This is a genomic window from Burkholderiales bacterium, assembly GCA_035560005.1.
In the GTDB taxonomy this organism is placed as follows: domain Bacteria; phylum Pseudomonadota; class Gammaproteobacteria; order Burkholderiales; family Eutrophovitaceae; genus DASRFY01.
Map to the genome: position 1 here is coordinate 50,950 of DATMAN010000039.1, position 13,709 is coordinate 64,658.

Below are 13,709 nucleotides of genomic sequence, written 5' to 3' on the forward strand. Positions count from 1 at the left end.
TGTTCTTCGCAGTTCCGTGCGCCTCCGTATCTCTGCGGTGGGTCAATCAGTAAGCACGAAATGCTGCCAGCGCGGCGGCAGCGATTCTATCGCCCCATTCGGGAACGAAGTGGCCGGCTTCACTGACCTCCATCGGCGCCGGGCAGCCGCGGATCGTCCGCTGCAGCTGCCGCATCACCGGCGCCCCGAGCACCGGGTCCTGCATCCCGATCGCCATGAACGCCTCGCCGCTCCACTGGCGCGACCACCAGTCGCGCGCCGCCCGCGAGATTTCCGCGCCGGGTGCGTCGGGGCGGTCGGGCACCAGTTGCGGAAAGCGCCGCACCCCGGCCTTGTAGCGTCCGTCGGGAAACGGTGCATCGTAGGCCGCCCGCTGCGCAGCCGTCAGATGCGGGCAGGCGCGACCGAGCAGCTTGCCCACCTCCATGTCCGGGTGCTCCGCAGCCCACTTGCGCCAGGCGAGAAAGCCCTCCGGCAGGGGAACGTCCCCGGTGCCGAGGGCGGTGTTCATCACCAGCAGGCGCGCGAAGCGCTGCGGCATCTCCATCGGCAGGGTAAGGCCCAGCAAGCCGCCCCAGTCCTGGCACACCAGTGTCACGCGCTGCAGATCCAGACGTTCGATGAACGCGCTGAGCAGGCCGCGGTGAAAATCGAACCCGTAGACCGCATCGTCCGCCGGCTTGTCGCTGCGGCCGAACCCGAAGAGATCGGGTGCGACCACGCGCAACCCTGCACCCACGAACACCGGAATCATGCGTCGATAGAGGTACGCCCAGGTCGGCTCGCCGTGCAGGCACAGAAACACCTCCGCGTGCGCCGGTCCTTCATCGACGTAGTGCAGCCGCAGCCCCTCGTAGCCCGGCAGATCGTCGAGATAGCGCGGCGCAAACGCAAATCCGGGCAGGTCGACGAAACGCTCCTCGGGTGTGCGCAGAATGTCCATTCAGAGAAGCCGCGACTGATCGCCGCGGGCAAAGCCCAGCAGGGGTGGCTCCACCCCCCGGCCCAGAGCGATCGCCTTGAACAGCTCGCCCATTTCCGCGGGCGAGACGAGTTTCTGCACCGCTGCGGCCTGCGGAAGGTAGCGTGCGGCGTCCTCGGCCGGCGTCTCCCTCAGGAGATCGATCAATCCGCAGTTCAGCAGAAACTGCGCCTGGGTGGTGTAGCCCAGCAGCGCCAAGCCTTCCTGCTGCGCCGCTTTGGCGACGGCGGTGAAGTCCAGGTGGGCCGTGATGTCCTGCAGGCCGGGCAGCGCGAAAGGGTCGTCGTGCACCCGGTGCCGGTAATGGCACATCAGCGTTCCCGTGTTGCGCTGCGGATGGTAGTACTCGGCGCGCCCGAATCCGTAGTCGATGAACAGCAATACGCCGCGCTCCAGACGCTGCGCGAGTGTAGCGACCAGTGCGCGGGCGTGCAGGCCGATCTCGCTCACGTAAGGCGGCGCAACCTCGATGGCCTGCGCCGCGCGCAGAAGCTGCGCGTCGGCCGGCCGCTCCCGCCAGACGAACGCGCCGCTTTCCAGCGCCACGCCGCGTTCCAGGATGTCCTGCTCGCGCCAGGCCACCACGTGCACCGGAAGCGCGTCGAGCACTTCGTTGGCCAGCACGACGCCATGGATGCGCCGGGGCAGGACATCGACCCACGACACGCGCTCCAGCAGCCGCGGTGCGTGGCTGGCAAGCAGCGCGCGCTGGCGCTCGCGCAACTCCGGGCTGACTTCCAGGATGCGATAGCGCTGCGGCAGACGCCCGCCGCGCTCCATTTCGAGCAGCGCGCCGGCTGCGAGCCTTCCCGAGCCCGCACCCAGCTCCAGGATCTCCTCCGCGCCCGACGCGACGAGTTGAGCCAGCTGTCGGGCCACGGCGCGCGCGAACAGCGGGGAGATCTCCGGCGCAGTCGCGAAATCGCCGCACTCTCCGAGTTTGGCGGCGCCCGCCGTGTAGTAGCCCAGGCCGGGGGCGTAGAGCGCAAGGTCCATGTAGCGGGCAAAGGAGATCCATCCCCCCGCGGCGTCGATTTCGCAGGCGATGCGGGCCCGCAGCGCCTGGCTTGCCGCGAGCGCGTCCGCCCCGGGCAGGGGCAGTCTGGGACTGACAGTGCTTTGCGCTGCGGGCATGGCAAGAGCGGGAGGCGCTTGGGCTAGAATCGCCATTCTTCCCGCCACCCGCGAACGCCGCAACTTTCCAGCCGCCGATGAACGAGACCCCAGGATACGGCAGGGCCGCTCTGGTGACCGGCGCGGCCAGGCGCATCGGACGCGCGATCGCGCTCGGTCTGGCCGAGGACGGCTGGGACGTCGCGGTTCACTATCACCACTCGCGCGACGAGGCGCAAGCGCTGGTGCGTGCGCTGCGCGCGCAGGGCGCGCATGCGATGGCGATCGACTGCGATCTGGGCGATCCGAAGGCCGTGCTGCAACTGGTGCCCGAATGCGCGCGCCGGCTCGGCCCGCTTTCGCTGCTCGTGAACAATGCCTCGGTGTTCGAATACGACGACGTGGACGCCTTCGACGTCCAGCAGTGGGATCGCCATCAGGCCGTCAACCTGCGCGCGCCCATCGTGCTGGCGCGTGCCTTGGCAAGACAGCTTCCGCCCGACACCGTGGGCTGCGTGATCAACCTGCTCGACCAGAAGGTTTTCAATCTCAATCCCGACTTTCTGTCCTACACGCTCAGCAAAATCGCGCTGGAGGGCGCCACGCGGCTGCTGGCGCTCGCGCTGGCGCCGCGCGTACGCGTGTGCGGCATCGCGCCGGGGATCACGCTGCGCAGCGGACAGCAGACCGACGAGAACTTCCAGCGCGCGCACCGCTTGGCGCCGCTCGGGCGCAGCTCGGAGCCGGCCGACATCGTGCAGGCCGTGCGTTACGCGGTGGCCGCCGGCGCGCTCACGGGAACGACCATTGTCGTGGATGGCGGACAGCACCTGTGGCCGTCGCGGCGCGACGTGCAGTTCGAGGCGAAATAGATGAAGATCGACGTGGCGCAGCCACGCGGGGCTGCGGAAATGGCGGTCGCGCTCAAGCTGAAGCAGGCGCGGCGCATCTTCCTGCGCAATTTCGTCACGCAGATCTCGATGGGCATACACGCCCACGAGAAGGCAGCGCGGCAGCGCGTGATCGTCAATGTCGATCTGTACCTCGATCCGGAAGGCCGCATCGAGCGCGACTCGATCCGCGAGACGGTGGACTACGACTTTCTGCGCGAGGAGATCGAGCGCATCGCCAACAGCGGGCACTTCCATCTCCAGGAGACCTTCTGCGAGCGCATCCTCGCGGTGTGCCTGGAAAAGCCCGGCGTGATCGCCGCCCGCGTGGCGAGCGAGAAGCCCGATGTCTACCCGGATTGCGAGGCCGTCGGCTTCGAGGTCTTTCGGGTAAAGTAAGTACATGTTCGATCCGCAAAGACAGGTCTACGAGGGCAACAAGCTCGCCAAGCGGCTGCGCCGCCTGGTGGGGGAAGCCATTGCCGATTTCGACATGATCCAAGCCGGGGACAAGGTCATGGTGTGCCTGTCCGGAGGCAAGGACAGCTATGCCCTGCTCGACATCCTGCTCTCGCTCAAGGAGCACGCCCCGGTGGACTTCGACATCGTGGCGGTGAATCTGGATCAGAAACACCCCGGATTTCCCGCGCACGTACTGCCCGAATACCTGGGCGCCCGCGGCGTCCCGTTTCGCATCCTCGAGCAGGACACCTACAGCGTCGTCAAGCGCGTGGTCCCCGAGGGCAAGACCCTGTGCGGGCTGTGCTCCCGGCTGCGGCGTGGTGCGCTGTATCGCGCCGCCACCGAGCTGGGCGCCACCAAGATCGCGCTCGGACACCACCGCGATGACATCCTGGAAACCTTTTTCCTCAACCTGTTTCACGGCGGCCGGTTGAAGGCCATGCCGCCCAAACTGGCCTCCGACGACGGACGTCACATCGTGATCCGCCCCCTCGCCTATTGCAGGGAGAAGGACCTTTCGGCCTATGCGGCATTGCGCGAGTTCCCGCTCGTCCCGTGCAACCTGTGCGGGTCGCAGGACAAGCTGCAGCGCCAGGTCGTCAAGGACATGCTGCGCGATTGGGAGCGGCGTTTCCCGGGCAGGCTGGAGACCATGTTCGCCGCGCTCCAGCGGGTCGTGCCTTCCCACCTGCTCGATCCGAGGTGCTTCGACTTCGCGAAGCTCAAGACGCAAGATGAAGCCTACCTGACCGGGGAGCTTGCGCTCGACGAGCAGCGCTACCCGGCCACGCTGATCCGGCTTCCGCTTCCCAAATCCGTCAAGAGCAGTTGACCCCATGAACGTGGCAGAGTTTGCGCCAGTACCGGCATTGCTCGGCGGCGCGCTGATCGGATTGGCCGCCGCCGGCCTGTGGTGGCTGCTGGGCCGTATCGCAGGGGTATCCAATGTCCTGGGCGGCGCCGTGCTGTTGCGCGAGCCACGGGGCGGCTGGCGCTGGGCTTTCCTCGCCGGCTTGCTGGTGTCGGGGGCGGGCGCCGCAGTCGCCCTGCCTTGGGCGGTCCAGTTCCAGCTCGATGCCGGCTACGCCCAACTTGTCCTGGCTGGAGTGCTCGTGGGCTTCGGCACGCAGCTCGGCAGCGGATGCACCAGCGGCCACGGTGTGTGCGGCGTCTCGCGCCTGTCGCCGCGCTCGCTGGTAGCCACCGGCGTGTTCATGGCGACCGGTGTGGCAGCCGTGTATCTGACCCGGCACCTGCTGGCATGAAGCGCGCGCTCGTTGCTTTCGCCTGCGGCCTGCTGTTCGGCATCGGGCTCATCGTTTCGCAGATGAGCAATCCCGCCAGGGTCATCGGCTTCCTCGACGTCGCCGGCCGATGGGATCCATCGCTTGCGTTCGTCATGGCCGGTGCGGTCGCGGTCTTTGCGCTGCTCTACCGGGCGGCGCTGCGACGGCGCGCGCCGCTGCTCGACGAACGCTTTTTCGTGCCCGAAAGCACGCAGATCGACGCAAACCTGGTCTCCGGCGCGGCGATCTTCGGCGTGGGTTGGGGCCTGAGCGGCTTCTGCCCGGGACCGGCCGTGGTCTCCGCCGGCTTCGGCGACCCGCGCGTCTGGGCCTTTCTCGCCGCCGTCATCGCCGGCATGGTGATCTTCCGCTGGGTGCTAGGCCGCAAGCCCGACTGAAGCTTGTTTATCCGCGCGGCATCACCTACACTTCGCCGCTGTCGCGCCCCTCCGGGCGCGATTCTTTTTTGTGCAGTGACAGGAAACCCGTTCATGGACGCCAAGCCCGTCAGGAAGATCGGCCCGTTCTATCCACCGCAGCGCACCCTGATGGGACCTGGTCCCTCGGAGATCCACCCACGCGTCTTTTCCGCGATGGGCCGGCCGACCATCGGCTACCTGGATCCGGTCTTCGTGGAAATGATGGAGGAGCTCAAGGAGCTGCTGCGCTATGCGTTTCGCACCAAGAACGCACTGACCTTCCCGGTGTCCGGACCCGGCTCGGTCGGTATGGAGATGTGCTTCGTCAATCTGGTCGATCCGGGCGACAAGGTCATCGTCTGCCGCAACGGTGTCTTCGGCGCACGCATGATCGAGAACGTGCAGCGGATCGGGGGCGTGCCGATCGTGGTGGACGACCAGTGGGGCAAGCCGGTGGATCCCGGCAAGGTGGCAGACGCGTTCAGGAAGCATCCGGATGCAAGGATCCTGGCGTTCGTGCACGCCGAGACCTCGACGGGGGTGGCCTCGGACGCGAAGACTCTGGCGGCCATCGCCCGCCAGCACGGGGCCTGGACGATCGTGGACGCGGTCACTTCGCTGGGCGGCACGCCGGTGCTGGTGGACGAATGGGGGCTGGACGCGGTGTATTCGGCCAGTCAGAAGTGCCTGTCCTGCACGCCCGGCCTGTCGCCGGTCACCTTCAGCGATCGCGTGGTCGAGCGGGTGAGATCACGCAGCCGCAAGGGGCAGAGCTGGTTCATGGACCTGAACCTGTTACTCGGTTACTGGAGTGCGACCACCCGCACCTACCACCACACGGCGCCGACCAATTCGCTCTACGCGCTGCACGAAGCGCTGCTGATGCTGAAGGAAGAAGGACTGGAAAACGCCTGGGCGAGGCATCAGCGCAATTACCGTGCGCTGAAGGCGGGCCTGGAAACCCTGGGGCTCGCCTACCTCGTCGAAGAGCCGCACCGCCTGCCGCAGATGAACGCGGTCTACGTCAAACCGGGACTGGACGAAAAGGAGGTCCGCCGGCGCCTGCTGCTCGAGTTCAACCTGGAGATCGGCGCCGGCCTGGGCGATCTGGCGGGCAGGATCTGGCGCTTCGGCATCATGGGCTACTCGTGCAAGATGGAAAACGTGATGCTGGCCATCTGCGCGCTGGAGGCGCTGTTCGCCGACATGGGTGCGGCTGTCGAGCCGGGGGCGGCGGAGGCGGCCGCCTACCACGCCTACGCTGCCCATCCGCTGCGTGCATCCGCTGCACGCGCCCTCGCCTGACGATCGAGAGCTGCGAACTACCACGGACACCGAGAACTTGAAAAGTCGATCGAACGTGAAATCCGGATTGCACGATCGATCCGGAGCGCTCGACTCGTGACGACGCAAGAGCTTGCACCACGCAGGACACGCAGCGAGAAGAGGACGAGAAACAACCTTACGGGAGAAGAGCCCGGCAACCATCAATCGCAGCACCCGGCCCCCCGTCCATGACCCGTTCTGCCTCTTTGTCGCTTTAGTTTTTCTTCCGCGTTCTGCGTGGTTCACCCCTGTTTGTCCAGGCCGAGGCGCTGCCAGATGATGCTCGTTGGGCCGGCCTGGTTCAGGGTGTAGAAATGCAGACCCGGGGCGCCGTGACGCAGCAGGCGCTCGCAGAGCTGTGTGACGACGTCCAGCCCGAAAGCCTTGATGGAGTCGCTGTCGTCACCGTAGCCCTCCAGCTTGCGCCGGATCCAGCGCGGGATCTCCGCGCCGCAGGCGTCGGAAAACCGGGCAAGCTGGGCAAAGCGATTGATGGGCATGATGCCGGGGACGATCGGCACGTCGATGCCCATGGCCGCGCACTCGTCCCGGAAGTGGTAGTACGCATCGGGGTTGAAGAAATACTGCGTGATCGCCGAGTCCGCGCCGGCTTCGATCTTGCGCTTGAAGTTGAGCAGATCCTCCTGCGCCGAGCGCGCCTGGGGATGGTATTCGGGGTAGGCCGCCACCTCGATGTGGAAAGTGTCCCCGTACTGGCTGCGGATGAACGCGACCAAGTCCGCGGCGTAACGGAACTCCCCGGCCTGCGCCATGCCCGACGGCAGGTCGCCGCGCAGAGCGACCACGCGGCGGATGCCGTGCGCCTTGTAGCTGTCGAGCATCGCGCGGATGCTCTCGCGCGTCGAAGCGATGCAGGAGATGTGCGGCGCGACCCGATGCCCTTCCCTCTGGATCTCGAGCACGATGGCCTCGGTGCGATCGCGGGTGGACCCGCCCGCGCCGAAGGTCACCGAAAAATAGTCCGGGCGCAGCTCGGCGAGCTGCCTGCGGGTCACCCGCAGCTTGTCCACGCCCTCCGGCGTCTGGGGCGGGAAGAGCTCGAAACTCAGGACCAGCGACGAGGGACGGGTAAGGAGTGACATGCAAACACAGCGTTCTCACTGGCTGACGAGCGCGGAAATTGAGCGCACAGGATCTGGGGTGTTCTCAAGAATGTCGCGGTGGCCGTTCAGCTCCAACGGCTTTTTCTCATCACCCGTCAGTCGCACCCGCTGGTGGGCGCCTCTCAGTAGCGATAGTGCTCCGGCTTGTACGGACCCTCCTTGTTGACGCCGATGTAGCGCGCCTGGGCGTCGGTCAGCTCGGTCAGCTGCGCGCCGAGCTTCTTCAGTTGCAGCCGCGCCACCTTCTCGTCCAGGTGCTTGGGTAGCACGTACACGCCGACCGGATATTCTTCGGGGTGCGTGAAAAGCTCGATCTGCGCGATCACCTGGTTGGAAAACGAGCTGGACATCACGTAGCTCGGATGCCCGGTCGCGCAGCCTAGGTTCACCAGCCGCCCCTCGGCCAGCAGGATGATGCGCTTGCCGTCGGGGAAGATGACATGGTCCACCTGCGGTTTGATGTTCTCCCAGCGGTACTGCTTCAGTGAGGCGACGTCGATCTCGTTATCGAAATGGCCGATGTTGCACACGATGGCCTGGTCCTTCATCTTGCGCATGTGATCATGCGTGATCACGTGGAAGTTGCCGGTCGCCGTGACGAAGATGTCGGCCTTGTCGCAGGCGTAGTCCATCGTCACCACGCGATAACCTTCCATCGCCGCCTGCAACGCGCAGATCGGATCGATCTCGGTGACCCACACCTGGGCGCTTAACGCGCGCAGCGCTTGCGCCGAACCCTTGCCGACGTCGCCGTAGCCGCAGACCACCGCGACCTTGCCGGCGATCATGACGTCGGTGGCGCGTTTGATACCGTCGACCAGCGATTCGCGGCAGCCGTAGAGGTTGTCGAACTTGCTCTTGGTGACCGAGTCGTTGACGTTGATCGCGGGAAACCTGAGCTGGCCTTCCTTTGCCATCTGGTAGAGGCGCTTGACACCGGTCGTGGTTTCTTCCGTGACCCCGCGCACCGCGGCGATGCGGGTCGAATACCACTTCGGGTCCCGGGCGAGCCTCGCCTTGATCGCGGCAAACAGCGCGGTTTCCTCTTCGCTCGAGGGGTGATCGAGCACCGAGACATCCGCTTCGGCGCTCGTGCCCAGATGCAGCAGCAGCGTGGCGTCGCCGCCGTCGTCCAGGATCATGTTGGAATAGCCGCCGTCGGGCCACTCGAAGATGCGGTGGGTGAATTCCCAGTACTCGGCGAGCGATTCGCCCTTGTAGGCGAACACCGGCGTGCCGGCTGCGGCAATCGCCGCCGCGGCGTGATCCTGTGTGGAGAAGATGTTGCACGATGCCCAGCGCACTTGGGCACCCAATGCCTGCAAGGTCTCGATCAGCACTGCGGTCTGGATCGTCATGTGCAGCGAACCGCTGATGCGCGCGCCGCGTAGCGGCCGGCTCGAGGCGTACTCCTCGCGAATCGCCATGAGGCCCGGCATCTCGGTCTCGGCGATGCGGATTTCCTTGCGGCCCCAGTCGGCGAGCGACAGGTCAGCCACGTGACAGTCAAGGGCTTGTTTGGGATTGAGAACAGCGGACATCGACACTCTCCTTGTATTGAAGCGGAGCGCCGAAAAGACAACGGCGCTCCAAACCGTTTCAGGGTTCGTGAGCGCCGTTATTTCCTTTGCTGAGCCTGGCCCGACCACCAAAGGGACTTTACTGTCTCAACCTTATCCCACAGAGGCTACGGTCCCTTTGGTGGTCAGGTCGCAACGCTCCTCAGCGAGGGAAAGTATAGGCCAGTTGGCCTTTCTTGAAAACCCGCGCTACGGCCGCCACACGCCCGCGGCGCGGGGCTCGCAGAGGAGCGCAAAGCGCAGATTGGGGTAAGACCGCGATCGAGTGCTTGCGGCCAAGTGCTTCAACGTAGAGTGGATCCGCTTCTCGAGGGGCGAGATGCCAGTGGGTTGGTCGAGAACCGCGGTGCGGGCAGAGTTCTTCTTTGCAATTCTCCCGCTGCGCCCATGGCGCCCTGCGCGGTGAGGGTTTGTGCGGCCGTCAGGCCGCGCTTGCGCCGTCAGGCGGCCGCGGTCTGCTTCAAGCCGGCGTCGGCCCTGAGCGCCTCGACCTTGTCCAGGTTCTCCCAGGTGAATTCCGGTTCGTCGCGGCCGAAGTGCCCGTAGGCTGCGGTCTTGGAGTAGATCGGGCGCAGCAGGTCGAGCATCTGGATGATGCCGCGCGGGCGCAGGTCGAAATGCTTGGCGACGAGTTGCGCGATCTTCTCGTCGGGAATCGCGCCGGTGCCGAACGTGGTGACCATGACGCTGGTCGGCTTCGCGACCCCGATGGCATACGAGACCTGGATCTCGCACTTCTTCGCGAGCCCTGCGGCGACGATGTTCTTGGCGACGTAGCGCGCGGCGTAGGCGGCCGAGCGGTCGACTTTGGACGGGTCCTTGCCCGAGAACGCGCCGCCGCCGTGATGGGCCGCGCCGCCATAGGTGTCGACGATGATCTTGCGGCCGGTCAGTCCGCAATCGCCGTGCGGGCCGCCGACCACGAAGCGCCCGGTCGGATTGACCAGATAGCGCACGTTGCCCTTGACGAGGTTCCTGGGCAGCACCGGCTTGATGATGCTCTCGACCACGGCTTCCTCGATCTGCTTGTGCTGCATCTCCGGAGCGTGCTGCGTGGAAAGCACCACGGTGTCGATCGCTTCCGGCCGGCCGTTCGCGTAGCGGATGGTGACCTGCGACTTGGCGTCGGGACGCAGCCATGGCAGGCGCCCGTCACGGCGCAGCTCCGACTGGCGCTCCACCAGGCGATGCGCGAGGTGAATGGCCAGCGGCATGTAGGTGGGGGTCTCGTCGCAGGCATAGCCGAACATCAACCCCTGGTCACCCGCGCCCTGGTCCGGATCGAGCCCCCGGCCGTCCACGCCCTGCGCGATGTCGGGCGACTGCTTGTCGTAGGCGACCAGCACGGCGCAGCCCTTGTAGTCGATGCCGTACTCGGTGTTGTCGTAGCCGATGCGCTTGACCGTCTCGCGCGCGATCTGCTGGAAATCGACCATCGCGGTGGTGGTGATCTCGCCTGCCATCACCACCAACCCGGTGTTCACCAGCGTCTCGGCCGCTACTCGGGCGTACTTGTCCTGCGCTAAGATTGCGTCGAGGACGGCATCGGAGATCTGGTCAGCGACCTTGTCCGGGTGCCCTTCGGAAACCGATTCGGAAGTAAAGAGGAACTCGCTCATTCGTTCGCCCACGCATCGCTCGGGAAGACTTGGCAGGATAGCAAACAGCCCGCGTCCAGATAAAGCAAATCATACATGCTGACCGGGTTGTTGCGGCTGCTCGGCCGGCTCCCGCTCTCCTTCCTGCACGCGGCCGGCGCCGCGCTCGGCTGGCTGGTGTATCTCTCGTCACACAACTACGCATCCAGGCTGCGCGAAAACCTCCTGCAGAGCGGTCTCTGGGCCGACGAGCGCGATTACGAACGCCTGCTGCGCGCCAATATCGCGGAGAGCGGCCGTGCCGCCGCCGAAGTCGCGGCGATCTGGTTCCGGCCGCAACAGGAGACGGCTTCCTGGGTGCGCGCCGTTCACGGCTGGGAAGCCGTGGAGCGAGCGCACCGGGATGGGCGCGGGCTGGTGCTGCTCACGCCGCACCTGGGCTGCTTCGAGGTGATCGCGCAGTACCTCGCGCTCAGGTTTCCCCTGACCGTGCTCTATCGCCCACCGCGCTATCGGCTGCTCGAAGCCGCCATGCGCGAGGGGCGCAGCCGGCCGCAGCTGCATGCGGCGAGCACCGATCTGGGCGGAGTGCGCGCGCTGCTCAAGGCGCTCAAGCGCGGGGAGGCGGTCGGCATCCTGCCGGACCAGGTGCCCGGCGCCGGTGAAGGCGAGTGGGCGGAGTTCTTCGGCCGCCCGGCGTACACGATGACGCTCGCGTCGAAACTCGCGCAGCGCACTGGCGCGGCGTCGTTCCTCACCCATGCGAGGCGCCTGCCGCGCGGTGCCGGCTACGAGCTTGCATTCGAGCCCTTGCCCGCGCGACAGCCCGGCGAATCGGCGGCACGCCACCTCAACCGCGCCCTGGAGAATCTGATCCGCCGATATCCGGAACAATACTTGTGGTCCTACAACCGCTACAAGGGGCAAGCGTGAGACGAACGGCGTGAAGGCTGAGGGAGCAGACGAATGCAGTGCTGGAGTATCGGGCGGCGAGCGCACACAGGGGTGTTGTTCCCCGGCTGCTGCATGGGCCCGACTCGCGCCTCGGGCTTGTCGCCTCGCTTCTCGCCCCTTGCTCCTCGCGCCTCGATCCTCATGCTGACCCGCGTCGCACTCGCCGTACTGTGGTTGCTGCACTTCTTGCCGCGGACCTGGCTCGCCCGTCTCGGCCAGGCAATCGGTCTGGCCCTGATGGCCTTCGGTGCCGAGCGGCGCAACGTGGTGCGCAGCAATCTGCGGCTATGCTTTCCCGAACTGGACGGGCGAAAGCGCGCGCGCCTCGCACGGCGGCATTTCATGGCGGCCGGCCGCGCGCTCGCGGAAACGACGATCGCCTGGTGGTCTCCGGCCGCACACGTGCAGGCGCTGGCGCGCATCGAAGGCCACGAGCATCTGCGCCAGGCGCTGGAGCGCGGGCCGACCATCGTGCTCGCGCCGCACTTCGTCGGCGTGGACATCCTGGCGATCCGGCTCTCCCTCGAGCACGACGCCATCTCGATGTACAGCCGCCAGAAGGATCCGCTGTTCGACCGCTTTCTCGTCTCCAGGCGCACCCGGTTCCGGCCGATCCGGCTCGCTTCCCGCCAGGATGGCATCAAGCCGGTGGTACGTGCGCTGCGCGCGGGGTTGCCCTTTTTCTTTTTGCCGGACATGGACTTCGGCCCGCGTGACGCCGTTTTCGTGCCCTTCTTCGGCGTGCCCGCGGCCACGGTGGACGCCCTGCCCCGGCTCGCCGCCTTGACCGGCGCACGGGTAGTGCCCGTCGTCGTGACCCAAGGGGCGCCGGACGAGGGCTATGCCATCCGGTTCTTCCCGGCCTGGACCGGCTACCCGGGGGGCGATCCGCTGCAGGACTCGCGCCGCATGAACCAGTTCATCGAGGAGCATGTCCGCGCCTGCCCCGAGCAGTACTATTGGCTGCACAAGCGGTTCAAGACCCGTCCGCCGGGCGAGGAGAGGTTCTACTGATGTTTCAGAATCCCGACATCGGAGAGATCTGCGCCATGCTCCGCGAAGTGAAGACGATCGCCATCGTCGGGCTCTCCCCGCTTGCCACCCGTCCAAGCTACCGCATCGCGCGTGCGCTCCAAGGGGCGGGTTACAGAATCATTCCGATCCGCCCGCTGGTGCCCAAGGTGCTCGGAGAGCAGGCCTACTCCAGGTTGCAGGACCTGCCCGAGCCGGTCGATCTCGTCAACGTCTTTCGCGCTTCCCGGTTCGTCGACGGCATCGTCGACGATTGCATTCATCTGGGCATCAAGCGCCTCTGGATCCAGGAAGGCATCGTCAACGAACCCGCGGCGGAACGCGCGCGCGACGCCGGCCTGCGCGTGGTCATGGACCGCTGCATCTGGCGCGACTACAACGGAATCTGCAGATCGCTGTCCGGCGACGAAGACCCATGAGCCGCGCGACAGCAGGGTGCCTGTGCCCGGTGTCGGGGCACGAGCTGCCCGCGATCGGCGCGTTGGCTCGCGAGATCTGGTACCAGTACTATCCCGGCATCGTCACCGTCGCGCAGATCGACTACATGCTCGACCGGCGCTGCCGCCCCAGCGTCATTCACAGCCAGCTCGCCGCCGGCCAGGCCTGATGGATCAAGATTCACGTGCCGGAGGCGCTTGTCGGGTTCGCGGCCTGCGAGCCGGGTGCGCGCCCGGGTCGATCAAGCTCGACAAGCTCCATGTCCACCCGCGCCATCGCGGAAAGGGTTATGGCTCGGCCCTCATCCGCCACGTCGAACAGGCGGCCCGGGCCCGGCGTTGCGGCGAAATCTACCTGCAGGTCAACAAGTACAGCAGCGGCGCGATCAACGGCTATTTGCGTAACGGTTTCGCGATCAGCCGGGCGGTGAAGGTCGACATCGGCGGCGGGTTCTTCATGGACGACTACGTGATGGAAAAGGCCCTGACGGGCGAGCAATGACGGG

Annotated in this window: 16 protein-coding genes and 1 riboswitch; of the genes, 11 read left to right on the forward strand and 5 right to left on the reverse strand. The window is 66.3% G+C overall.

From position 1 onward, the window contains the following. Positions 1 to 46 precede the first annotated feature (46 nt). Both VNM24_05635 and VNM24_05640 read right to left on the reverse strand, forming a co-directional pair. Positions 47 to 943, reverse strand: coding sequence for a haloalkane dehalogenase (locus tag VNM24_05635; GenBank protein HWQ38084.1), 897 nt, complete (start codon positions 941 to 943; stop codon positions 47 to 49). Then, positions 944 to 2,116: an SAM-dependent methyltransferase gene (locus tag VNM24_05640; protein HWQ38085.1), complete on the reverse strand. Its 1,173-nt coding sequence runs from the start codon at positions 2,114 to 2,116 to the stop codon at positions 944 to 946. A gap of 77 nt (positions 2,117 to 2,193) precedes the next feature. Here VNM24_05640 and VNM24_05645 point away from each other — a divergent pair, with 77 nt between their 5' ends. The 6 genes from VNM24_05645 (at position 2,194) to VNM24_05670 (ending at position 6,457) form a co-directional block, all read left to right on the forward strand. Next, complete coding sequence (locus VNM24_05645) at positions 2,194 to 2,967, forward strand: SDR family oxidoreductase (GenBank protein ID HWQ38086.1); 774 nt, start codon at positions 2,194 to 2,196, stop codon at positions 2,965 to 2,967. A gap of 39 nt (positions 2,968 to 3,006) precedes the next feature. Then, a complete protein-coding gene (locus VNM24_05650; GenBank protein HWQ38087.1) occupies positions 3,007 to 3,384 on the forward strand; it encodes a dihydroneopterin aldolase in 378 nt (125 codons plus the stop codon). A 4-nt stretch (positions 3,385 to 3,388) separates the two neighbouring features. After that, positions 3,389 to 4,279, forward strand: a complete 891-nt coding sequence (gene ttcA, locus VNM24_05655; GenBank protein HWQ38088.1) for a tRNA 2-thiocytidine(32) synthetase TtcA — start codon at positions 3,389 to 3,391, stop codon at positions 4,277 to 4,279. Positions 4,280 to 4,283: 4 nt separating this feature from the next. Beyond that, positions 4,284 to 4,712 (forward strand): YeeE/YedE family protein, encoded by a 429-nt coding sequence (locus tag VNM24_05660; GenBank protein HWQ38089.1) that lies wholly within the window; start codon positions 4,284 to 4,286, stop codon positions 4,710 to 4,712. Then, entirely contained in the window at positions 4,709 to 5,131 is a 423-nt protein-coding gene (locus VNM24_05665) for a YeeE/YedE family protein (GenBank protein HWQ38090.1), read from the forward strand. Before VNM24_05660 ends, VNM24_05665 begins: the two co-directional genes overlap by 4 nt. Positions 5,132 to 5,224: 93 nt before the next feature. Beyond that, entirely contained in the window at positions 5,225 to 6,457 is a 1,233-nt protein-coding gene (locus VNM24_05670; protein ID HWQ38091.1) for an alanine--glyoxylate aminotransferase family protein, read from the forward strand. Between the two features lie 263 nt (positions 6,458 to 6,720). Here VNM24_05670 and metF read toward each other — a convergent pair whose 3' ends face one another. From metF to metK, 3 genes are all read right to left on the reverse strand, one after another. Beyond that, positions 6,721 to 7,581 (reverse strand): methylenetetrahydrofolate reductase [NAD(P)H], encoded by an 861-nt coding sequence (gene metF, locus VNM24_05675; protein ID HWQ38092.1) that lies wholly within the window; start codon positions 7,579 to 7,581, stop codon positions 6,721 to 6,723. Positions 7,582 to 7,724: 143 nt separating this feature from the next. After that, on the reverse strand, positions 7,725 to 9,143 hold the full coding sequence (gene ahcY / locus VNM24_05680; GenBank protein ID HWQ38093.1) for an adenosylhomocysteinase: 1,419 nt from the start codon (positions 9,141 to 9,143) through the stop codon (positions 7,725 to 7,727). Between the two features lie 62 nt (positions 9,144 to 9,205). After that, positions 9,206 to 9,332: riboswitch (S-adenosyl-L-homocysteine riboswitch) on the reverse strand. A gap of 290 nt (positions 9,333 to 9,622) precedes the next feature. Then, positions 9,623 to 10,801 carry a methionine adenosyltransferase gene (metK, locus tag VNM24_05685; protein HWQ38094.1) on the reverse strand — a complete coding sequence of 393 codons (1,179 nt, stop codon included), beginning with the start codon at positions 10,799 to 10,801 and terminating at the stop codon, positions 9,623 to 9,625. A gap of 75 nt (positions 10,802 to 10,876) precedes the next feature. Between metK and VNM24_05690 the strand changes: the two genes are divergently transcribed. The 5 genes from VNM24_05690 to VNM24_05710 all read left to right on the forward strand — a co-directional run bounded on the left by VNM24_05690 (position 10,877) and on the right by VNM24_05710 (position 13,705). Then, complete coding sequence (locus VNM24_05690) at positions 10,877 to 11,713, forward strand: lysophospholipid acyltransferase family protein (GenBank protein ID HWQ38095.1); 837 nt, start codon at positions 10,877 to 10,879, stop codon at positions 11,711 to 11,713. Positions 11,714 to 11,875: 162 nt separating this feature from the next. Further along, the gene (locus VNM24_05695) at positions 11,876 to 12,748 is read left to right on the forward strand and encodes a lipid A biosynthesis acyltransferase (GenBank protein ID HWQ38096.1); all 873 of its coding nucleotides are present in this window, start codon (positions 11,876 to 11,878) and stop codon (positions 12,746 to 12,748) included. Then, positions 12,748 to 13,185, forward strand: coding sequence for a CoA-binding protein (locus VNM24_05700; protein HWQ38097.1), 438 nt, complete (start codon positions 12,748 to 12,750; stop codon positions 13,183 to 13,185). Before VNM24_05695 ends, VNM24_05700 begins: the two co-directional genes overlap by 1 nt. Further along, positions 13,182 to 13,373 carry a hypothetical protein gene (locus VNM24_05705; protein ID HWQ38098.1) on the forward strand — a complete coding sequence of 64 codons (192 nt, stop codon included), beginning with the start codon at positions 13,182 to 13,184 and terminating at the stop codon, positions 13,371 to 13,373. Before VNM24_05700 ends, VNM24_05705 begins: the two co-directional genes overlap by 4 nt. Beyond that, positions 13,373 to 13,705, forward strand: a complete 333-nt coding sequence (locus VNM24_05710; protein ID HWQ38099.1) for a GNAT family N-acetyltransferase — start codon at positions 13,373 to 13,375, stop codon at positions 13,703 to 13,705. The genes VNM24_05705 and VNM24_05710 overlap by 1 nt, the downstream gene beginning before the upstream one ends. Positions 13,706 to 13,709 lie beyond the last annotated feature (4 nt).